This is a genomic window from Pseudoalteromonas sp. SR43-7 (assembly GCF_014163785.1).
In the GTDB taxonomy this organism is placed as follows: Bacteria; Pseudomonadota; Gammaproteobacteria; order Enterobacterales; family Alteromonadaceae; genus Pseudoalteromonas; species Pseudoalteromonas distincta.
Map to the genome: position 1 here is coordinate 40,351 of NZ_JACJDY010000010.1, position 20,978 is coordinate 61,328.

The window sequence follows — 20,978 nt, forward strand, 5'->3', positions numbered from 1 at the left end:
TCAAAAAAAATTTGAAATTTAATTCATATAATTGTCATATATAAAACAGATACTTAGTAAAAGTATTGAGAAAGTTTTGAAATTTATATTGGATAAACTTTCATCCATGTCATTAATGAGGGATAATATGCGCCCTTTTAAATCCTATGCTGGGACATCTCGCGAAAGCGTGGATGAGTGCGTAGATCTTGCAGGATCAATGAGAATTTAATTTCTCTGAGTAAATATATGAGCATCGAACAGTTAAGAAATATAGCGATTATCGCGCACGTTGACCATGGTAAAACAACACTGGTTGACAAACTACTTGAGCAATCAGGTACATTAGAAACACGCGGCGGTAACGAAGAGCGCGTGATGGACTCAAACGACATTGAGAAAGAACGTGGTATTACCATTTTGGCTAAAAACACAGCCATTTCTTGGAATGACTACCATATCAATATCGTAGATACCCCGGGACACGCCGATTTCGGTGGTGAAGTTGAACGCGTACTTTCGATGGCTGACTCAGTATTATTACTTGTTGATGCTCAAGAAGGTCCAATGCCGCAAACGCGTTTCGTTACGCAAAAAGCATTCGCGCAAGGCTTAAAGCCAATCGTCGTTATCAATAAAATTGATAAGCCAGGCGCTCGTCCAGATTGGGTTATGGATCAAATCTTTGATTTATTCGACAACCTTGGCGCGACTGACGAACAGTTAGACTTTAAAGTAATCTACGCTTCAGCAATCAACGGTTGGGCAACACTAGATTTAGACGAACCATCAGACAACATGGAACCTATGTTCAAGATGATCGTTGAAGAAGTATCACCACCGGATGCAGATCCTGAAGGTGACTTCCAAATGCAAATTTCTCAACTAGATTACAACTCTTATGTTGGTGTAGTTGGTATTGGTCGTATTAAACGTGGTTCTGTTGCTCCTAACCAACAAGTTACTATTATCAGTGCTGATGGCACTACACGTAATGGTAAAATTGGTGCAGTACAAAGCTACCTAGGTCTTGAGCGTATCGAAACTGATAGAGCTTACGCTGGTAACATCGTAACTGTAACAGGTATTGGTGAGCTTAAGATTTCTGATACAGTTTGTTTCCCAGGAAACGTTGAAGCATTACCACCACTAAGTGTTGATGAGCCAACTGTAACAATGACATTCTCTGTAAATAACTCACCTTTCTGTGGTAAAGAAGGTAAGTTTGTAACGTCACGTAATATCCGTGAGCGTTTAGACAAAGAATTAGTACACAACGTAGCACTTCGCGTTGAAGATACTGCAAGCCCAGATAGCTTCCGTGTTTCTGGTCGTGGTGAATTACACCTAGGTATCTTAATCGAAAACATGCGTCGTGAAGGTTACGAGCTTTCAGTTTCTCGTCCAGAAGTTATCTTACGTACTGTAGATGGCGTTCTAGAAGAACCGTTTGAAACAGTGACTATTGACTGTCAAGAAGAGCATCAAGGTTCTGTTATGGAACAAGTTGGCCTACGTAAAGGTGAACTTACTAACATGACTCCAGATGGCAAAGGCCGTATGCGTTTAGACTTCATGATCCCAAGCCGTGGTTTAATTGGTTTCCAAACTGATTTCATGACGCTTACTTCGGGTTCTGGTCTTATGTACCATACGTTCGATCATTATGGTCCTCATAAAGGTGGCGCTATCGGTGTTCGTAAGAACGGCGTAATGATTGCAAACGCAACTGGTAAAGCACTTACTAACGCATTATTCAACTTACAAGAGCGCGGCCGTTTATTCATCGGTCACGGTGTTGAAGTATACGAAGGTATGGTTATCGGTATTCATAACCGTGATAACGACCTTACAGTTAACGCCCTTAAAGGCAAGCAGTTAACTAACGTACGTGCATCTGGTACTGATGAAGCGCAAACGCTTTCTCCGCACCTTAACTACTCACTTGAGCAAGCGCTTGAGTTCATCGATGATGACGAGCTAGTTGAAGTTACTCCACTAAACATTCGTATCCGTAAGAAACACCTTACAGAAAACGAACGTAAACGTGCGGGTCGTGCACCTAAGTCATAATCTATTAATTTAGAATAATGATTTTAAAAGCCGCTGTATTGCAAAATACAGCGGCTTTTTTGTGGATGAAAATAAGAGCTGTTAGCTATAGTCGTCAGTTGAAAGTATTTAGTTCAAAATTATATGACTACTGTTTTGAGATGAAATTTCCATAATATATTTACCTCTAAAAGCGCAGCGCCTCTTAACCTCTTTGTGAATAATTTACTTAAAGATCTTTTGCACAAGGAGAAGGGAATGAGAAGAGAAAGAGAAAGCTGAAACAGCCGATAATGCAAAGTATCTGTGTATGTTGGGTCTCGCTTCGCTCAACCCAACATACATGTTCAATTATTTTATTGGTAGTAACTTACTTTTTAGGAAGTAAGGTTATTTTGCCAAATACGTCGGCATCTATAAAACCACGATTTCTGTCGCCATTTACTGGTTGTACTTCATGTGAGCCCATAAAGTGCTCGCGCACGTCACTGCCATCGTTATCGCAATACGCTAACATAAACCCGATTATTTGCTTTTCGCTAAGTGTAAGTGGCGTGTTTTTAGCCCCTTCTTTATAATCATTAGGGTAGAGTTTTATTGCTACTTCCCAGGTAATGTTAAAGGGCGCGGTGGTGTTGCGCTTCCAGTTACTAACTAGGTGGTCAGTATACAAATGAGCTTTTTTATCAGGTCCGTAATCGGCAGCTTGGTTATCAAGGCCAATATGGTACGCCAAAGCGGTGTGATTAAATTGATGATTACCGCCCGATGCATCGCTATCAATAAATACTTCAAGCGCATCGTCATCCCAATATTTATAGGTTGGATCAGCGTGTGTATCTATTAAAACGTCATCCACAATATCGGCTTGTAGGTATAAATAGTTTTGATCCCACAATAAGCGATAACGCCCTTTAAAGTCGGCATCGTTTGATGGCAGTGTGCCATCCATTAGATAAGGCATGTCGTGCCAAGCGGCTTTATCCCATGCGCTTTCTGATACGCCATCAATAGTAATTGGAGTTGATGTATGTTCAACATCAATAGCCATTGCTGGCGTGCTTAATAAAAAGCTTAAGGCGAGTGCTAATTTCTTCATTAATCTCTCAATTTTATTGTCGATTTGTCTTAATGTAATAACAATCTTAAAACAGCTAAGTAAATAGTTACAGTGAAATACTTTCGCCTTCGTTTAAAATATACAGCGGTACTTTTGAATCCATTTTATTGTACATATGCAATAAGCGAAGTAAGGCTGAATGACTACTGTGGTCGCCCATTTTCCAACTTGAGTTACCGTATCCCCACGGTATCATTACTTTGCAGTTAAGCTCTTGTGCTGCGTTGAGCGCGTCTTCAGGTGTGGTGTGCACGTAACGGTACCAGTTAGGATCGTCTTTACTGTAGTAAGAAGCGATTGGCATTAAGCAAATATCGATATCGCCGTATTTTTGCTGTATGTCTTTAAAATGTTTTGAGTAGCCTGTATCGCCTGCAAAAAATAAAGTGCTACCGTTTTGTTCAAGTAACCAGCCATTCCATAGGTCTTTATCGTGATCTTCGTAAATAAAGGGCACTAATACGCGAGCGCTAGAATGATGAGCTGGCACGGCGTTAATAACTAAGTCGTCAATGTTGGTTGTTGAGTACCACGGCATTTCGGTAATATTAAAACCGCCGGCAGGGAAGTTATCGGCCATCCCGAGTGGTGTTAAATAGCGAGGTTTATTGCCAATACTTTGTATGTCGGCTTTATTAAAATGATCGTAATGAATATGCGAATACATTACCGCATCAATATTTTCGAGTTCTTGCTCACTAGGCCAAGCGCCTGCTTTACGATAAATACCACCGCTGAGTTTAAAGCCAAGTGCGACTGGAGAATCAAACTGATTTTTTACCGGATCAAACAGCACACTTTGACCATTTGGAGTGTTAATAACAAAACTAGCGTGACCAAGCCAGCGTACGGTATAGCCAGTGCTAAGTTGTGGTTTAGTTTGCAGACCTTGGTACTGGCAGTTTTCGCTGCCGGTTTTGCATAGTAAGTCTGGGTGAGCTGGGTAGCAGTTTTCAGTACAGGTAGTGGGATATGTTTTTTCACCTGTGTATAAATTTTTATAACGGCCGTTCTTATCATTAATAACAACAACTGAGTCAGAGCTGGTAATACGATTAATATTATTAGGTGCACCGCAGGCCGTTAATATACATAAGAGCATTGCTGCGATTAAAAAGCGTTTCATTGTAAATCCCTTTTAGTATTCCCTTTAACATAAAAAAGCCTGCAATTAAGCAGGCTTGTTAAAGTAACAAATGATTAGCCAGCGCTATTCATTTGCTCAATAAATTTATTTGAATCGGCAATCGATTTGTTCATGTCGTTCATCAACAATTGAATATCGCGCTTAAGGTTAGTGAATTCACCTTTAATAGCCGATACCGCTTGTGCATTTAAGTTATGCTTTAAGTATAAAACGTTATCATGAAGCGAGGTTAATACTGGCTCCATTTTACTCTCTGCGCTGCGCATTGAGCGTAATAGCTGATCAAATTGACGCTTAGTCGCGGTTAGCTTTTTGCTGCTTTCACGCTTAAGTGACGCGCTTTTGTATTGCTCTAGCTCATCGCCCCACTCATCAAACAGGGCTTCTGCTACGTCTTCTACTTTATTGATGTTAGTTGACACTTCGTTAGCGGCATTTAAGCTCGACTCGTAATCGTCGTTTAACTGATTATAAGTGTCTTGTAGTTCGCCACCATTAAAATCGATTAGAGTCGTTAAGCGCTCTAGTGCCGATTTAAATTCTTCTTGTGACTCTTGCTGAGAGTCTTTGGTTTCTTCTACGCGGTCAATAAGAATATCGCGTTTGTGAACACCCACTTTTTCCATCGCAGAATAATAAGCTGATTGGCAGCCAGTTAAAGTAAGTGTTACTACAAGCATTGAAACACTGAGTAATGTTTGTTTTTTCATTTGAATTCCTGTTTACGAGCGTTAGTGCTGTAAATTATGGCGCTGATTGTTATTATAATCAAAACTAAATAAGCACAAGTCAATTGTATGAATGATAAGCTCTCACATTACAAACAGCAAGTTAAGTCCTTTATACGCCAGCAGCCTGGTTGGTGGATGCAGTATTTTAATCGGTGTATAGACGATCAAATAACGGTTAATGCAGGTTACCTTGCTTACGTAACCCTTCTTTCGTTAGTGCCATTAATTGCGGTGGGTGTTGCTATATTTTCAGCTTTTCCGGGCTTTGAATCTACTCGCATGGAAATTGAGAGCTTTTTGTTTACCAACTTTGTCCCTACCTCTACCGATGTTATTAGAGAGCACATTAGCTCCTTTGCCGGTAACGCTAATCAAATGACGGCGGTAGGTATTGGCTTTTTAGCTGCAATAGCCTTGCTGTTAATACGTAATGTAGATGCCACACTAAATCGAATTTGGCGAATTAAGAAAAAACGCCCGATGATGATCTCATTTGCTGTGTATTGGATGGTTTTGAGCTTAGGGCCTGTATTACTCGGAGCGAGTATTGGGGTTACCTCTTATATTGTATCTTTGGTATCGTTTGCTGATCAGGGTATTCCTGGGTTTAGCGGGTTTTTGTTAAAGTTATTGCCGTATGGGATTTCGATGGTGGGCTTTATTATGCTCTACACCTTAGTGCCTAATACGCGTGTATCTTTCAGAGCAGCAATACCTGGCGCTTTTTTTGCGGCACTTTTATTTGAGCTGACTAAAAAAGGGTTTGCACTTTATATTAGCCATTTTCCTTCGTACGAAGTTATTTACGGGGCAGTAGCAACCATTCCTATTTTGTTTGTATGGGTGTATTTATCGTGGGTAGTTGTTTTGCTTGGCGCTGAATTTACAGCATGTATTAGCCCAAATGATATTCCAGAAACACCAGAACTTGAACTAGAAGATGATGAACCAGCAGTAAAGGACACAGTTTAAATGCAAGGTTTAATACAACGCGTAAAGCATGCCAAAGTAGAAATTAACAACCACGTGGTAGGCGAAATTAGCCAAGGTATATTGTTGTTGCTGGGCGTTGAAAAGCACGACGATACGCAAACGGCCGATAAGCTTTTACACAAGGTAAGTAATTATCGTATTTTTACTGACGAAAACGACAAAATGAACTTAAGCCTTAAAGATATTAAAGGTGAGTTACTGGTGGTTTCGCAATTTACGCTAGCGGCTGATACTAAAAAGGGTATGCGCCCTAGCTTTTCATCTGCGGCAACGCCAAGCCAAGCTAATGAGCTTTACGAGTACTTTGTTGCTCAAGCTAAAGAGTTGGGACTTACAATAGCCACCGGTGAGTTTGGTGCCGATATGCAAGTAAGCTTGTGTAACGATGGGCCCGTGACGTTTAACTTATCTGTTTAAACTTTTTTAGTAACCACGACAATATGATTTACATAGCCCGTAATTTTCTGCGGGCTAATGTTACAACCAAATACATCGAGTAATAGCTGTTGAAGTTGTTTTAATTGCGACTCATGCTGCGATAAAAAGTTAATAAATAGCACACCGTTGTTATTTAAAGCCGAGTAAATTTTTTTATAAAATGCCTCTTCAAATAAAAATCGAGGCGCATCTATTTGGCTAAACAAATCTAAAATAATCCAATCAATATTTTGCGCACTTTTTAAAATCTGTTGCGCATCGGCGCACAGCAATTGCTCATTCTTATTTGACGAAAAAAATTGGGTATAGCAATCAATAATATCGGCGTTTTTTTCAACCGATGTTATTTGTGCTTTAGGGTATTTGTGTTGTAAATAATTACGAATTGCTCCGCCGCCGAGGCCGAGTTCTAACACTCTTTGTGGCGGCTTAAGAGCCTGCCAATGCTTACCTAGGCATAATAAGTGTGGAAAAAGTAATAAATCCGGGTTATTTAAATCAATAACAGATTGAAGAGTGTCGTTAATCAGTAACCAGCGTAACGGCTCGTGCTCACGTACTTGAATGTGATCGCCACTGCATTTATGCCAATAGATTAACTGACCAATGCTGTGGCTATTTTCAATAAATTGATCGCCCAGCAAACCCGTCAGTGAATTTATATAATTGATTTTTTCCATCATATTCTCAGCATAAACTAGCAACGTTAAAGCGCAATGGCCTTTGCCATTATTTTTTACGTTATTTTACAGCCATCACCAAAGTCGTATTTGCAGTTTTTTTAAGATGGAGTATGGTATTTGCCATCAATAATACCAACGGACTTAATTATTTAAGCTTTTTAGTTTGGTAGATAATCAATACTATTAGTATAGCGCCGTAGCCTTTTTTGACTTTTATTTACGGCTTATATAACAACAGGAGTATGTATGTTTCAGGTAAGCACCCCACAAAGTAGCGAAGATTGGCAAGCGTATTACCAGTTGCGTTGGCAGGTATTACGCGCGCCTTGGGGCGAGCCACGTGGCTCTGAACAAGACGATATGGAACAAGACTCTGAGCACCGCTTTATAAAAAATAAAGAAGGCGAAGTGCTAGGTGTAGCACGTTTGCACTTTAACAATCATGAGCAAGCACAAGTGCGCTATATGGCGGTTGCAGAGGGTAATCGTAACCAGCATATTGGTAGTCGCTTACTGCACGAGCTTGAAAAAATTGCATGGGTTCAAAACGCAGGTGAGCTTGTATTGTTTGCACGCGAACGAGCGCTTGAATTTTATAAACGCCACGGTTACGAATTAAAAGAAAAAGCGCACTTAGCTTATGGCGATGTACAACACTTTAAAATGGTAAAGCAAAAACCGTCTGAGCCAGGTTGGTTTCGTCACCCTAATTGGACGCAAGTACTACAAAATACGTGGCGTGAGTCTATTCCAATTAGTGACGCGATGGGGATTAAGGTAGAAAGCTATACCGATTGGCAATTTACAACCAGCGCCGACCTAGACGCTAACTTAAACCTACATAACACTATGTTTGCAGGTTCTATTTATAGCTTGGCCACGCTAACAGGTTGGGGCGCTACGTACTTAGCACTTAAAGAAGCTGGGCTTGAAGGTAATATTGTATTAGCCGATGCTAACATTAAGTACTTAAAACCGCTTACTACCGACCCACGTGGTTGTGTTGATATACAAACCTGTAAGGGCAAGTTAAGCGATTTAGAAACCGACGGTAAAGCAAGTTACGTAGTGCCAGTAACTATTTACGATGGTGATAACGTGGTTGCAGAATTTGAAGGGCAGTTTGTAGTAAAAAAATAACTGTTTAGCTGTTCAAAACACAAAAAAGCCAAGCAATGCTTGGCTTTTTTGTGCGTAAAACTTAGGGAGTATTACAGCAAATCGGTTAATAATATACCGACACCAATACGTTCTACATCCGCATTGTAATCAATTAAGCTTTCGCCATAACCGTTAAAGTATTGTGCATAACCACGAACGCGACCCCATAAAGGAAACGACCAGTCGAGTTGAATTGCACCACGATTATCTGAATTTAAATTGTTACGCGTCATAAAGCTAAATTCATGGTCATGAAAACGATACGCGCCGCTAAATTCGAAGTAACCCATGTATTTGTATATGTCTGGGTTGTCGTCGCCATTGGCTTCTAAAATATCTTCTTTTTCGTCCTCAGCTATTCGGTACCAAGGTTTAAAGCTAAAAACAAAGCCTCTGTTTTCCCAAATGAAGTCTGCGTAAATACGGTTCCACGAACGTGAGTTTGGTTGGCTTCGACCATTTGATTGATGCGAAATACCTAATGCGATTGCCATTTCGTCGCCCCATAATACGTTTTCTGGGTCGAGGTAATTTATCCAAAATATTTCTGGTTCGTAGTTGGTCTCACGAAATGGAGACGAAATTTCTGAGTTATAAATTTGCCAATATGATTGCAGTGTAAAGCCAAAAAATATGGCTTGGTCTTTATCCGAAAAATCATCGTAAAGAGGCACTTTTATCGATAGCTGATATTTGGCTTCTAGATTGTCGAGCGGTTCGCCGTCGTTATCATCTGTTAGTTCATCAAAACCATCAAAAGGGCGATCGTTTGGGTGTGATAAGTACGAAAGCGGTAAAATATAGTTACGCTTATGTGGCGTAATTACATTTCTATTTTTTTTACCTACTTCTTCACGGGCCTGGCGTTTATCAAGCGCGGTAAGTTGTTTATTTTCTTCAAGAGCTGAACACTTTTTACGAAGATCGTCTAATGTCTGTTTACCATCTCCGCCAATTACCTCATTTAAAATACACTGTTTTACAAGCTCGATGTCGTTATCTTGCTCGTTTGTAGCAACTTCTTCTTGTGCGAAGGTAGCGGTACTAATTAAAGCAGAAAGAGTTATCCAGTGGCGCCAGCTCATTGTAATTCCTTGTGAGTTTGGGTTGTTGTATGCGTTAATTTAATTATAACGTCTTTTTACATATGTAACGGTGAACTTTTACTGAATTTGTATTTATAACAAGGTCTATACGTATACAAAGTAAGTATAGATCAAAAGAAAAGCGGCCTAAGCCGCTTTTCTAATGCAAATTAACTATTTTAGTTAATTTATACCAATTTTATTAAAAACATGATCATTCTAGCGTATTAAATAGCTCACTAACTGCGTTAAAAATTATTTATATAGAACAACTATGTACCATAATTTTAGCCTTGTTATTAAGCTATTTCCTTATCGCTATAATAGATCACTAATTTAATGCAATTGGTATTACTCTCACGCAATGAGAAGGGTGAGCTAAAGCTCAAATATGTTAGTAAAAAACTTATAAAGCTCGGTACCTTGATTAACACTCGCTGAGGCAAAGTGCAAAATAGCAATTGCATCGCAATCAAGAGTAAGTGTTTGCAATGGTTGCTCACTTAAGTAGCGCTCCATGCGTAAAATATTGGCAATAGGCTCACCAGCTTTAATGTGCCCGCCAAGTGGGGCTAAGTATTCAACCATGCCGCCAATAGGGGCGTAATAGGCAAAGTAGTCATCTAAATTACATGCATAACGGGTCATATTAGCTGGCGTATGCGGTGCGTTTTGTAATACGCCTTTGTGATTTAAGTAACTTAAAATGCTGTTTGCATCGTTTAATGCTTCTTTTAAGTCTATTTTTTCTTGGCTGCCTAGCTCTACAGTAAATGCTTCTACAGGTATTGATAATTCGCGGCCTTGTCCGCTAAGCGCATCACTTAAATGCCACCATGGGCAAAAGTTAGCTTCATCCATAGCGCCGTCAAAATCACTAGGAATAAGCAATACATGTTCAATATTAAAGTAACGTGCGCTGTCGGTTGCATAGGTTGGGCAGTACAGATGCTTGCTTGAAATAGGGCCTGTGTGTAAATCGAGTACTATATCAGCTTGATGAGCGAGCTTTTGTAAGTTAAGCGCAATGCGTTTACCCGTATTGAGTAAATAAGCAGGGCCGTTAAGTTTGCTGTCTACTTCGTCAATAAGTGCCTGTTTGAAGTTACTTTTTAATGTAGCGTCGTCATACTGAGTATGATTTTGTGCAAACTGTGCCACTAAATTTTTATTGTAGTGATACATGCGATTCCAATTAGTGCCCGTAATCGGATCGAACCTGCCAAGGGTAAACTCGCCAGATTTTTGATTACAGCCAATCGGATTTGCATAAGGTACAAGGGTAATATCGCCACTAAGGTTAAGGTGTTTTAATTGCTCAAGCAGCTGAAAAATAACTGCGTTACCTTGCACTTCAGCGCCATGCATATTGGCCTGAATGTAAACACTTGGCCCTGTGCCATCACCTTTTAAACGATACACAGGAATTGTAAGCGGTAAGCCGTTTGCAACTTCCCCTACTACAATGTTCTCTTGGCTAATGTGTGTTGTATTACTCATACTTGTTACCTTAAATAATGGCTGGCATTTTCGGCTTGGCGAACACAGGTAAGTGTACCGTTTTGCAAGGTGTACTCAGCAGCTAGCTCATGGCATAAAAAATACGGCATACTTTCGGTAAAGCCGTAAGCACCGCATTGGCTAAACACTAGCCAGTCGTGCTCATTTAAATCGCTTGGTAAGTTATGTTCACCCAAGCAATCAAGCGCTGTACAAAGTGGGCCGTATAAAGTGACCGCTTGAGTTTTAGCACTGGATTCACGCAGTAATGCAGCAGGAAAGTCTTGGCTGGTAACAGCAGGGCGTAATAAGTGATTTATACCGCCGCTTAAAATTACTTGCTGTTGATTATAGTTTTGTTTGCGCTCTACTACTGGGTTTGCGTAATGACCGCATTCGCCCACGGCATAGCGACCAAGTTCCATCCATAGCTCTTCTACACCCGCATCATTTTTAATTTTAGCGAGCGCAGCAATTAAGTCATCCCAATCAAGTGTTGCTTCGTTTTGTGTATAAGGAATACCTAAACCGCCACCTAAATCTAAAATCTTAAGGCTAATATTTAAATCGCTGGCAAGTTGGCTAAGAGGTGCAATCATTTGTGACCACAAGTCGCTTAGTTTTTGCGTGCTAAGCATGTTGCCCCACTGAAAAATATGCAGGCCGTCAAATTTAAGCGCAGGGTAGTCAGCTACATTGAGTGCTTGCCATTCATTACAACCCAAACCAAACGGCGTAAGGCTGTCGCCGCCCAGTGGGTTTTTTTCACCTTCAGGCCAGCGTAATTGTACACGCAGTAATACTTGTAACTGCGTGTTTTGTAGTTGTGCTTGTTGGTTTAACCAACGTACTTGATTGAGGCTTTCTGCTACGAATATACGCACGCCGCGCTCAATAAAGTGTTTTATTTGTTTAGGGCTTTTTGCAGGCCCTGTGTTGAGCACGCGCTGCGAGCTAATACCTTGTGCTAGTACTTGCTCAAGCTCACCTTTACTTGCTACGTCAAAATTAAAGCCAGCACTGTCTAAGCTTTGAATAATTTTAGACAGTGGATTTGCTTTTACCGCGTACCACAGTTTTACATCGGTTTGCGCAACTAAACGTGCAAGATGCGCGTTTAGTTGATCTAAATCGTAAACAAAAAAAGGTGTATCAAGTTGTTGTGTAATTGTATTTACAGCGGTTTTGATAGGCGTGCTCAAAAAGCTCATTATCGTAAAACCTCTTCAAGTAATAATGATGCATCGCTTTTTTCGTCGCGGTATTTAACTATTAACGCACACGACATGCTTAGGCCTTGCTCGCGCGCCCACTCGTTTGACGCAGGGCGAGAGCCTGGTATTACAATAGCGTACTCAGGGATTGGCTCGCCTTTATCTAGTTGGCGCTCGTTTACGCAGTCGTATACCGGAATAGTTGCTGATAAACGCACGCCTGGGGCAAGTACTGCACCTTTTTTAATAACTACACCTTCAACAATAATACAGCCAGCGCCAATAAATGCGTCGTCTTCTACAACTACTGGGCTTGCACCAATAGGCTCAAGTACACCACCAAGCTGAACTGCAGCACTTAAATGTACGTTTTTACCTACTTGTGCACACGAGCCAACTAATGCGTGGCTATCTACCATTGTGCCTTCGTCGATATATGCACCAATGTTTACATACGCTGGTGGCATAATAATCGTGCCTTTAGCAACATAAGCACCACGGCGAACACTAGAGCCACCCGGCACCATACGTACGCCATCATCAGTACTAAATTCTTGTGGAGCTAAGTTATGTTTATCAACAAAACCACCTGCAAACTCAGTATTAGTGCCATTTTTGAAGGCATCCAAAATGCCTTGCTTTACTTCTACGTTAGCCTGCCATTGGCCGCTTTCGTTTTGCGATGCTGCGCGTACTGCGCCCGATTCTAAATTATTTAATAGTTCTAACCAGCTCATTATAAAAACCTGTATTTAATGCCAAGATAAAATGGTGTTGTTTGCAGTTGTGACGCAATCGGTATGAGTTAACTCAAGGTGTGTTAAAGGTGGACGAAGTTGCGGGCTGCTTAAGCGGCCTTGCAAATGCATCAGTACCTTTACGGGAATAGGGTTTGCGACAGCAAATAGGCTATTAATAGCGCTTGACCACTGGGCAAATAAATTAGGGTGTTGACCACTTAAACTGCGCTTAACAAACTCGTGAGTTTGTTCAGGCCATGCGTTTGCAGCTACCGACACCAAACCTTTTGCGCCAGCTTGAGCAAAATAAGGCATTAGCGCATCGTCGCCACTAAAAATAGCTAAATTAGGCGCCGCTTGGCGGTAAGCTTCAAACTGAGCAATACTGCCGCTCGCTTCTTTTAACGCCCATAAATTTTTATTTTTTTGTAAGTTTTGAATTGTTGCCACTGGGATGCTAACAGCACTTCGACCCGGTACGTTATAAAGCATACATGGGTGAGCGCTTGCATTTAGTAGGCTTTCAAACCAATGAGTTTGACCTATAGCACCAGGCTTTGCATAAAGCGGTGAGCCAAGTAAAAAGCTATGAATTGGTAGTGTATTACAGTAGTTAACCCACTCAATTTGTTGCTTTAAGTTACTACCGCCCACAGCAACCATGAGTGGTACTGTTGGTTTTAGCTGGCATACGTGTTCAACAATGGCTTTTTGCTCTTTTAGCGTTAGTGCTAAACCTTCGCCCGTACTGCCAAGTAGCAAAATACCGTTATGTGCCGCTTCTTGACCGCTAACCAGCTTAGTTAACGTGTTGTAGTCAACATCGCCGTGTTGATCAAATGGCGTAACGAGCGCGGTCCACAGTGAGTAGTCGTTTAAATTGAAGTTGTTGATCATCTCTCACGAACTTATAATTTGTACCAATTTTATTAAAAACGTGATCATTTTAGCGATAACTAATTTAATGCAATTGGTATTATTCGAAGAGTTAAAAAGCTTTATGGAAGGAGCCGCATTAACGTCGTTCGAACTAATAATTCGAAGAGCGAATGGGCTTAAAATAATAGGGCGCACGGCCTTAATATTTAAGACCAGAAGCTCTCCACCAAACTAACAAGCTGCTTTTTATAAGCAGCTATTGGTGACAGTCGCTAGGGTTCAACCTAGTCGCCCGAAATAAACACCTCGCAAAAGTGGTTACTTCTCGGCGTTAATTCCCCTCACGTATGCTTACTGGAGTTTGCGCTCCTAACATACGCTACCTGAATAACGCACCTCTTCTAGCCCTTTGCACCTGTTTATAGAGTAAAACTTACAAACCTGTGCAATTTAAATAGGGTAATTACGGCGATTAAAGCATTTTAGCCGTCTAGGTGTCAAGCGACTAAATACAGATTAATTCATCGAAAAGAGGGGTGGTTACGTATTAGGTGCTTTTCTCGTACACTAGCAATATAAGTAGTGAGGTATTTAATTAGTATGGAAAAATTTAGCGATATTTATAAGCGAGCGGTAGAGCGAAAAGGCTCTGAAAAAATGCTTAAGTTATTACTTGCAAAACCGCTATCTAAAAAACAACTAAGCACGTTAAGTGACGACGATTGGCTTGAAGAATTTACTCGAAAAGTATTTCAAAGCGGCTTTTATTGGTCAGTCATAAATAATAAGTGGCCGGGCTTTAGAGAGGTTTTTTGGGATTTTAGCGTTGATAAGTTATTAATGATGCCACCTGATATGCTGGAACAAAAAGCAACGGATGAGCGAATTGTTCGTAACTATAAAAAAGTAAAAACAATTACCGAAAATGCTTACATGATCCACGAAATAGCAGGAGAACATGGCAGTTTTAGCCAGTTTATCGCTAATTGGCCAACAGACGATATTATTGGCTTGTGGGCGTATTTAAAAAAACATGGTTCGCGTTTAGGCGGAAATACAGGGCCTTATGCGCTGCGAGCACTTGGTAAAGATACATTTTTACTATCACGCGATGTAGAGAATTATTTGCGTGCCCATAAAATTATAGACGGCGGCTTACAAACTAAAAAGTCACTAAATGCAGCCCAAGCTTTTTTTAACGAAATGCAAAAGCAAAGCGGCTTAAGTATGCAAGAGTTAAGCTTAATTGTTGCTTATGGCGTAGGTGACAACCGTGTTGGTATAAGTCAGCAATAATAGGAATTACCATGAAATTAGTGCCAAGATACACAGATATTGCGGAAAACTTCGCAATAGAAGATTTCCCTGCAAGTGTCGCCTCTCCTCAGCTATTACTGTGGAACGAGAGTTTAGCAAAACAATTTAATATTAACGTTGCGGCTGATTTGTGTGCCAGCACTTTTAGCGGTAACGAAAAACAGGCGATTCCTGCAGTAGCACTTGGTTACTCTGGGCACCAATTTGGACATTTTTCACCACGCTTAGGCGATGGACGAGCGCACTTACTGGGCGCTATTAGTGATGATGAAAACCAGTTATGGGATATTCAATTAAAAGGCTCTGGTGCTACTCCTTACTCAAGAGGTGGGGATGGACGTTGCGCACTTGGCCCTGCTATTCGTGAATACGTAATGAGCGAAGCAATGCATGCGCTGGGAGTTAAAACCACACGCTGCTTAGCGGTTGTTGGTAGTGGTGAAACGGTTTATCGTAATCCGCCACAAGCAGGGGCTATCGTTACGCGTGTAGCAACGAGTCATATTCGTGTTGGTTCATTTCAATATTTAGCGACGCAAGGCGATGTTGAAGGGCTTAAAAATTTAGCCGATTTAGCTATAGAGCGACACTACCCAGAAATAACCGATACAGGTTCGCAGCGATATTTAGCATTTTTAGGCGCTGTGATTAAAAACCAAGTTAAGCTAGTTGTGAGCTGGATGCGTGTTGGCTTTATTCACGGAGTAATGAATACAGATAATACGCTAGTTAGCGGAGAGACCATTGATTACGGCCCGTGTGCCATGATGAATAGCTTTGATTTTGATACTGTATTTAGCTCTATAGACAAACAAGGCCGCTATGCATTCGGTAATCAACCTAATATAGCTAACTGGAACTGCGCACGCTTAGCTGAGAGCTTAATACCACTCATTAGCGATGATGACGAGCAAGCGGTTTCATTAATGACGCCATTTATTAATAGTTTTGCTGAGCAGTTTAATACTGAGTTTACGGCTATGTGGGCACAAAAACTGGGTTTAAATGAATCTAGCGATAGTAGTGGCGAGTTAATAGCAGAGTTGTTAACGCTATTAAAAGATAATCAGCTCGACTACACCAATACCTTTGATGCGCTTACTGAATCCTTAAAAGGAGAAAAAAGCGTACCTGAGTCGCTAATTGAATGGAGAGCTAGGTGGGTAAGTTTAACTGACGATAATAGTTATGAAGTAATGAGAGCGGCAAATCCTCGTGTTATACCGCGAAATCATGTGATCGAAGAAATAATTGCACAATATAACGCTACAGGATCCAGCGAGTTACTACAGCGCTTTATAAAAATAGCCGGTAATCCATACTCTTACGGTGAAAAGTTATCAGAATTTTGCTCTCCACCGACGAATGATAATGACTACCAGACTTTTTGTGGTACTTAATACTTAACTTTGAATATAACCGCATGATTAAAAAGAGTCATTTTTTAATCAAACATGCGCATATACCTAGGGGAATGCTAATTCTGGTGGTATTATGCGCACAATTAAAACCAAGCAATATTTCTTTGCATTTATAAGTGCATTCAATTTAATTGCTCTTACATTCCTTGCTAAGTACTAATTTACAAAAACCTACTATATTTATTTTTCAATAAAGTTTTAATTTCGCCTATAGTAAGTGGATGTGTGTTGCGACAAGGCATAGAAAAAAGTAATAAACTTTATTTTTCGTTAAGTATTGATTAACAAAGGCTCAGTTAGTCTATATAAAACTGATTGAGCTAGTATCGATTAGCTACAATTTAAAATTGTTCAAATGGGAAGAAAACAATGAAATTAAAATCACTTACAATTGCAATCGCGTTGGCTGCAACTAGCGCATCTACGTTCGCTGCTGATAAAGAAGAAGGTTTCTACATTGGCGCATTTGGCGACTACTATGACGCATCTTGGAAAAACATGCGTGACCAAGCCGGTCTTGACGTAAACGAATCAACTGGCTGGGGTGTTGAAGCTGGTTACCGTTTCAGTGATTACTGGAGCGCACGTCTTGAATATGCAGACATGGATTTTAATGCTTTTGATAAAGTTGCTGGCAACCGTAACAATATTGATGGCGAGCGTTACGGTATTGATGCTCTTTACCATTTAGACGGCGGTCCTTTCTATGGTCTTTTCGGTATTAAAGAAATTGACGTAGTTGATGACAACACATTCTTAAATGCAGGTGTTGGTTACCAACATTTCATTACAGATGGCTTATTTGTAAATGCTGAAACAGCTGTATATCAAGGTCTTGACCGTGGTTACACAGATGTTGGCGCTAAAATTGGTATTAACTACTTATTTGGCCAAAACTCTGCTCCTGTAGAGCCAGTAAAACCAGCTCCAGAGCCTAAAGTAGTTGAAGTAGCTGTAGCTCCTGTAGACAGCGACAACGATAACATTCTTGACGCAGATGATAAGTGTCCTAACACACCTATGACTGATGCTGTAGATGGTACTGGTTGTACTTTATATGAAGATAAAGAAGTAACAGTAAGCTTATTAGTGACTTTCCCTAACAATGCTTCTGCAGTATCTACTCAATACTTAAATGATATTGAAAAAGTATCTGCATTCTTAAAAGAGTACCCAGATACAACAGTACTATTAGAAGGTCACACTTCTGCTGTAGGTAAAGCAACTTACAACAAATGGTTATCTAAAAAACGTGCTGATGCTGTAGCTAAGCAACTTGTTGCTGATGGTATTGCTGAAGACCGTATTACTACAGTAGGTTTAGGTGAAGAGCGTCTTAAAAATGATGCAAACACTAAAGCTGCAAACGCAGAAAACCGTCGTGTAGAAGCGCATATCAAAACTATCAAAAACGTTAAAGTTTTACGTTAATTAAATAGTTTGTAATAAAGACCCAGCCAAGTGCTGGGTTTTTTTATGCCTGTAATAAATTAATATTAGTTAATGGTAATGATTCTTACTTAATAAGTATTCATGAAAATAGTTTTTACCACAACCACTATTCATAGTATTTATAATCGGTATAATCAGTTGCGCAACTGGATGGATTTTCATCTATCCATAAAAGCTTTATAATTACGCGTTAGAATACTATAAGTATTGGGTAACTTATTTGCGCCCAAAGCGCTACCGGATACTTTCACGTCACCAAGAGGGCAATATTGTGCTACAAGAATATCGTAAACACGTAGAAGAACGTGCCGCGTTAGGTATCGTACCAGCGCCATTAGATGCTCAGCAAACTGCTGATCTTATTGAATTAATAAAAAACCCACCTGCAGGTGAAGAAGAATTCATTTTAGATTTGTTCATTCAGCGTATACCAGCTGGTGTTGATGATGCTGCTTATATTAAAGCGGGATTTTTAGCAGCTGTAGCTAAAGGTGAAGCTAATTCTCCACTTGTTTCTAAAGAAAAAGCGGCAGAATTATTAGGTACAATGCTGGGCGGTTACAATATCGCGCCAATGATTGACCTACTTGATGACGAAACACTTGCACCAATCGTAGTTAAAGGCCTTTCAAATACATTACTTATGTTTGATGCGTTCTACGATGTTGAAGAAAAAGCAAAAGCGGGTAATACATTCGCTAAGCAAATTATTGAGTCTTGGGCAAATGCAGAATGGTTTACTAATAAACCAGCTGTTGCTGAAAAGATCTCAGTTACTGTATTTAAAGTAACTGGCGAGACAAATACTGATGACTTATCACCAGCACCAGATGCATGGTCTCGTCCAGATATCCCACTTCATGCTTTAGCAATGCTAAAAATTGAACGTGACGGAATTACACCAGACAAGCCAGGCGAAGTAGGTCCAATCTCTCAGCTTGAAGAATTAAAAACTAAAGGCTTACCACTTGCATATGTAGGTGATGTTGTTGGTACTGGTTCTTCTCGTAAGTCTGCAACTAACTCTGTACTTTGGTTCATGGGCGATGATATCCCATTCGTACCAAACAAGCGTGTTGGCGGTGTATGTCTAGGTAATAAAATTGCTCCAATCTTCTTTAATACAATGGAAGATTCAGGTGCATTACCAATCGAATTAAATGTTGATGAGCTTAACATGGGTGAGCAAATCGATATTTACCCGTACGAAGGTGTTGTTAAGAGCCACGGTACTGACAAAGTAATCTCAACTTTTGAACTTAAATCTGATGTAATTTTAGATGAAGTTCGTGCTGGTGGTCGTATACCACTTATCATTGGTCGTGGTTTAACTGATAAAGCACGTACATCACTTGGCCTAGGTCCAACTGATGTGTTTAAAGTACCAACAGTGACAGAAGTGTCTGAAAAAGGCTTCACACTAGCGCAAAAAATGGTTGGTAAAGCGTGTAACGTTCCAGGTATTCGCCCAGGCCAATACTGTGAACCTAAAATGACAACTGTTGGCTCGCAAGATACAACAGGTCCTATGACACGTGACGAACTTAAAGACTTAGCATGTTTAGGTTTTTCTGCAGATTTAACAATGCAGTCTTTCTGTCATACGTCGGCTTACCCTAAACCAATCGATGTAAACACTCACCATACGCTTCCTGATTTCATCATGAACCGTGGCGGTGTGTCACTTCGCCCAGGTGATGGTGTAATTCACTCATGGTTAAACCGTATGTTATTACCAGATACTGTAGGTACTGGTGGTGATTCACATACACGTTTCCCATTAGGTATTTCATTCCCAGCAGGTTCGGGTGCAGTAGCATTCGCAGCAGCTACAGGTGTTATGCCTCTTGATATGCCTGAGTCAATTTTGGTTCGCTTTAAAGGTGAAATGCAACCAGGTATCACTTTACGTGACCTTGTACATGCAATCCCTTACTTCGGTATTAAAGAAGGTTTATTAACAGTTGAGAAAAAAGGTAAAATTAACGAATTCTCTGGTCGTGTACTAGAAATTGAAGGCGTTGAACACCTAACTGTTGAGCAAGCGTTTGAACTATCAGATGCATCTGCAGAGCGTTCTGCAGCAGGTTGTGCGGTTAAACTTTCTAAAGAGTCTATCGCAGAATACCTAGAATCAAACATTGTTATGCTTAAATGGATGATCTCTGAAGGTTACGGCGATGTACGTACTATTGAGCGTCGTATTACTGCAATGCAAGATTGGTTAGCTAACCCAGAACTAATGGAAGCTGACGCTGATGCAGAGTACAAACATGTACTTGAAATCGATTTAGCAGATATTAAAGAGCCAATCCTTTGTGCTCCAAATGACCCAGATGATGCACGTTTATTATCTGATGTTACTGGCGAGAAAATCGACGAAGTATTCATCGGTTCTTGTATGACTAACATCGGTCACTTCCGCGCAGCAGGTAAGTTACTAGATGGCTTTAAAGGTCGTATCCCAACTCAGCTTTGGGTTGCCCCGCCAACTAAGATGGATAAAGATCAGCTTACAGACGAAGGTTACTACGGTATCTTTGGTCGTGTAGGTGCACGTATCGAAACTCCAGGTTGTTCACTATGTATGGGTAACCAAGCACGTGTTGCAGACAAAGCAACGGTTGTGTCTACCTCTACACGTAACTTCCCTAACCGTTTAGGTAATGGCGCGAACGTATTCTTAGCTTCAGCAGAACTTGCTGCAGTAGCGGCTATTTTAGGTAAACTACCTACTCCAGCTGAGTACCAAGAATACGCAGCGAAGATTAATGCAACGGCTGCAGATACTTACCGTTACTTAAACTTCCACCGTATGCCTGCTTACACTAAAAAAGCAGACAACGTGATTATTCAACAAGCTGTATAACTTTTAGAGTTTGTTTAAAAACCCGCTTCGGCGGGTTTTTTATTGGCTAAAATAAATATTAGATAGTTCATGCTTCTTTTTTTGTATTATTGTATTAACTCTAGTCTTAAATTGCTTTTAAAGTAATTAATCGCGCAAAAATTCCTATCAAAATGCATTAAAATCCTTATCAATATTCTCATTATTTTAGGCGAGAT

General features: G+C 40.4%; 17 protein-coding genes and 1 riboswitch. Of the genes, 8 read left to right on the forward strand and 9 right to left on the reverse strand.

Annotated elements, in window-relative coordinates; genetic code table 11:
- Positions 1 to 228 precede the first annotated feature (228 nt).
- Complete coding sequence (gene typA / locus H5087_RS09410; protein ID WP_002961123.1) at positions 229 to 2,052, forward strand: translational GTPase TypA; 1,824 nt, start codon at positions 229 to 231, stop codon at positions 2,050 to 2,052.
- A 349-nt stretch (positions 2,053 to 2,401) separates the two neighbouring features.
- Here the strand turns inward: typA and H5087_RS09415 are convergent, their stop codons facing one another.
- The 3 genes from H5087_RS09415 to H5087_RS09425 all read right to left on the reverse strand — a co-directional run bounded on the left by H5087_RS09415 (position 2,402) and on the right by H5087_RS09425 (position 5,008).
- Positions 2,402 to 3,130 (reverse strand): CBM9 family sugar-binding protein, encoded by a 729-nt coding sequence (locus H5087_RS09415; RefSeq protein ID WP_182671860.1) that lies wholly within the window; start codon positions 3,128 to 3,130, stop codon positions 2,402 to 2,404.
- A gap of 67 nt (positions 3,131 to 3,197) precedes the next feature.
- Positions 3,198 to 4,277: an MBL fold metallo-hydrolase gene (locus tag H5087_RS09420; RefSeq protein ID WP_182671861.1), complete on the reverse strand. Its 1,080-nt coding sequence runs from the start codon at positions 4,275 to 4,277 to the stop codon at positions 3,198 to 3,200.
- Positions 4,278 to 4,351: 74 nt separating this feature from the next.
- Positions 4,352 to 5,008 (reverse strand): DUF2959 domain-containing protein, encoded by a 657-nt coding sequence (locus tag H5087_RS09425; protein ID WP_149594446.1) that lies wholly within the window; start codon positions 5,006 to 5,008, stop codon positions 4,352 to 4,354.
- Positions 5,009 to 5,095: 87 nt separating this feature from the next.
- Here H5087_RS09425 and H5087_RS09430 point away from each other — a divergent pair, with 87 nt between their 5' ends.
- Positions 5,096 to 6,001 (forward strand): virulence factor BrkB family protein, encoded by a 906-nt coding sequence (locus H5087_RS09430; protein WP_002961130.1) that lies wholly within the window; start codon positions 5,096 to 5,098, stop codon positions 5,999 to 6,001.
- Complete coding sequence (gene dtd / locus H5087_RS09435) at positions 6,002 to 6,439, forward strand: D-aminoacyl-tRNA deacylase (RefSeq protein ID WP_002961132.1); 438 nt, start codon at positions 6,002 to 6,004, stop codon at positions 6,437 to 6,439.
- Here dtd and H5087_RS09440 read toward each other — a convergent pair.
- Positions 6,436 to 7,143, reverse strand: coding sequence for a spermidine synthase (locus H5087_RS09440; RefSeq protein ID WP_182671862.1), 708 nt, complete (start codon positions 7,141 to 7,143; stop codon positions 6,436 to 6,438). The two genes, dtd and H5087_RS09440, sit on opposite strands and share 4 nt — an antisense overlap.
- Positions 7,144 to 7,389: 246 nt before the next feature.
- Between H5087_RS09440 and H5087_RS09445 the strand changes: the two genes are divergently transcribed.
- Entirely contained in the window at positions 7,390 to 8,283 is an 894-nt protein-coding gene (locus tag H5087_RS09445; RefSeq protein WP_002961136.1) for a bifunctional GNAT family N-acetyltransferase/hotdog fold thioesterase, read from the forward strand.
- Positions 8,284 to 8,354: 71 nt separating this feature from the next.
- On the opposite strand, the gene H5087_RS09450 is transcribed toward H5087_RS09445, so the two are convergent.
- The 5 genes from H5087_RS09450 to dapA form a co-directional block, all read right to left on the reverse strand.
- The gene (locus H5087_RS09450; RefSeq protein WP_182671863.1) at positions 8,355 to 9,389 is read right to left on the reverse strand and encodes a phospholipase A; all 1,035 of its coding nucleotides are present in this window, start codon (positions 9,387 to 9,389) and stop codon (positions 8,355 to 8,357) included.
- A 378-nt stretch (positions 9,390 to 9,767) separates the two neighbouring features.
- Positions 9,768 to 10,889, reverse strand: a complete 1,122-nt coding sequence (locus H5087_RS09455; protein ID WP_165723667.1) for a succinylglutamate desuccinylase/aspartoacylase family protein — start codon at positions 10,887 to 10,889, stop codon at positions 9,768 to 9,770.
- A gap of 5 nt (positions 10,890 to 10,894) precedes the next feature.
- Positions 10,895 to 12,100: a PLP-dependent decarboxylase gene (locus H5087_RS09460; protein WP_182671864.1), complete on the reverse strand. Its 1,206-nt coding sequence runs from the start codon at positions 12,098 to 12,100 to the stop codon at positions 10,895 to 10,897.
- Positions 12,100 to 12,840, reverse strand: coding sequence for a 2,3,4,5-tetrahydropyridine-2,6-dicarboxylate N-succinyltransferase (locus H5087_RS09465; RefSeq protein ID WP_007376223.1), 741 nt, complete (start codon positions 12,838 to 12,840; stop codon positions 12,100 to 12,102). Before H5087_RS09465 ends, H5087_RS09460 begins: the two co-directional genes overlap by 1 nt.
- A gap of 15 nt (positions 12,841 to 12,855) precedes the next feature.
- A complete protein-coding gene (dapA, locus tag H5087_RS09470; protein ID WP_182671865.1) occupies positions 12,856 to 13,740 on the reverse strand; it encodes a 4-hydroxy-tetrahydrodipicolinate synthase in 885 nt (294 codons plus the stop codon).
- Positions 13,741 to 13,930: 190 nt separating this feature from the next.
- Positions 13,931 to 14,131, reverse strand: a riboswitch (Lysine riboswitch).
- Positions 14,132 to 14,322: 191 nt separating this feature from the next.
- On the opposite strand from dapA, the gene H5087_RS09475 reads away from it, so the two are divergent.
- From H5087_RS09475 to acnB, 4 genes are all read left to right on the forward strand, one after another.
- Positions 14,323 to 15,018, forward strand: a complete 696-nt coding sequence (locus tag H5087_RS09475) for a DNA-3-methyladenine glycosylase I (protein WP_149594454.1) — start codon at positions 14,323 to 14,325, stop codon at positions 15,016 to 15,018.
- Positions 15,019 to 15,029: 11 nt separating this feature from the next.
- On the forward strand, positions 15,030 to 16,439 hold the full coding sequence (locus H5087_RS09480; RefSeq protein WP_182671866.1) for a YdiU family protein: 1,410 nt from the start codon (positions 15,030 to 15,032) through the stop codon (positions 16,437 to 16,439).
- Between the two features lie 390 nt (positions 16,440 to 16,829).
- A complete protein-coding gene (locus tag H5087_RS09485) occupies positions 16,830 to 17,891 on the forward strand; it encodes an OmpA family protein (RefSeq protein WP_182671867.1) in 1,062 nt (353 codons plus the stop codon).
- A 292-nt stretch (positions 17,892 to 18,183) separates the two neighbouring features.
- On the forward strand, positions 18,184 to 20,781 hold the full coding sequence (gene acnB, locus H5087_RS09490) for a bifunctional aconitate hydratase 2/2-methylisocitrate dehydratase (RefSeq protein WP_039488618.1): 2,598 nt from the start codon (positions 18,184 to 18,186) through the stop codon (positions 20,779 to 20,781).
- Positions 20,782 to 20,978 lie beyond the last annotated feature (197 nt).

Bases quoted from the DNA above. Each gene is read 5' to 3' on its own strand.
- H5087_RS09475 (WP_149594454.1), top strand. From the start codon at position 14,323: ATGGAAAAATTTAGCGATATTTATAAGCGAGCGGTAGAGCGAAAAGGC.
- H5087_RS09430 (WP_002961130.1), top strand. From the start codon at position 5,096: ATGAATGATAAGCTCTCACATTACAAACAGCAAGTTAAGTCCTTTATA.
- H5087_RS09455 (WP_165723667.1), bottom strand. From the start codon at position 10,889: ATGAGTAATACAACACACATTAGCCAAGAGAACATTGTAGTAGGGGAA.
- H5087_RS09460 (WP_182671864.1), bottom strand. From the start codon at position 12,100: ATGAGCTTTTTGAGCACGCCTATCAAAACCGCTGTAAATACAATTACA.
- H5087_RS09420 (WP_182671861.1), bottom strand. From the start codon at position 4,277: ATGAAACGCTTTTTAATCGCAGCAATGCTCTTATGTATATTAACGGCC.
- typA (WP_002961123.1), top strand. From the start codon at position 229: ATGAGCATCGAACAGTTAAGAAATATAGCGATTATCGCGCACGTTGAC.
- H5087_RS09415 (WP_182671860.1), bottom strand. From the start codon at position 3,130: ATGAAGAAATTAGCACTCGCCTTAAGCTTTTTATTAAGCACGCCAGCA.
- H5087_RS09445 (WP_002961136.1), top strand. From the start codon at position 7,390: ATGTTTCAGGTAAGCACCCCACAAAGTAGCGAAGATTGGCAAGCGTAT.
- H5087_RS09450 (WP_182671863.1), bottom strand. From the start codon at position 9,389: ATGAGCTGGCGCCACTGGATAACTCTTTCTGCTTTAATTAGTACCGCT.
- H5087_RS09480 (WP_182671866.1), top strand. From the start codon at position 15,030: ATGAAATTAGTGCCAAGATACACAGATATTGCGGAAAACTTCGCAATA.
- dapA (WP_182671865.1), bottom strand. From the start codon at position 13,740: ATGATCAACAACTTCAATTTAAACGACTACTCACTGTGGACCGCGCTC.
- H5087_RS09465 (WP_007376223.1), bottom strand. From the start codon at position 12,840: ATGAGCTGGTTAGAACTATTAAATAATTTAGAATCGGGCGCAGTACGC.
- H5087_RS09485 (WP_182671867.1), top strand. From the start codon at position 16,830: ATGAAATTAAAATCACTTACAATTGCAATCGCGTTGGCTGCAACTAGC.
- dtd (WP_002961132.1), top strand. From the start codon at position 6,002: ATGCAAGGTTTAATACAACGCGTAAAGCATGCCAAAGTAGAAATTAAC.
- H5087_RS09425 (WP_149594446.1), bottom strand. From the start codon at position 5,008: ATGAAAAAACAAACATTACTCAGTGTTTCAATGCTTGTAGTAACACTT.
- H5087_RS09440 (WP_182671862.1), bottom strand. From the start codon at position 7,143: ATGATGGAAAAAATCAATTATATAAATTCACTGACGGGTTTGCTGGGC.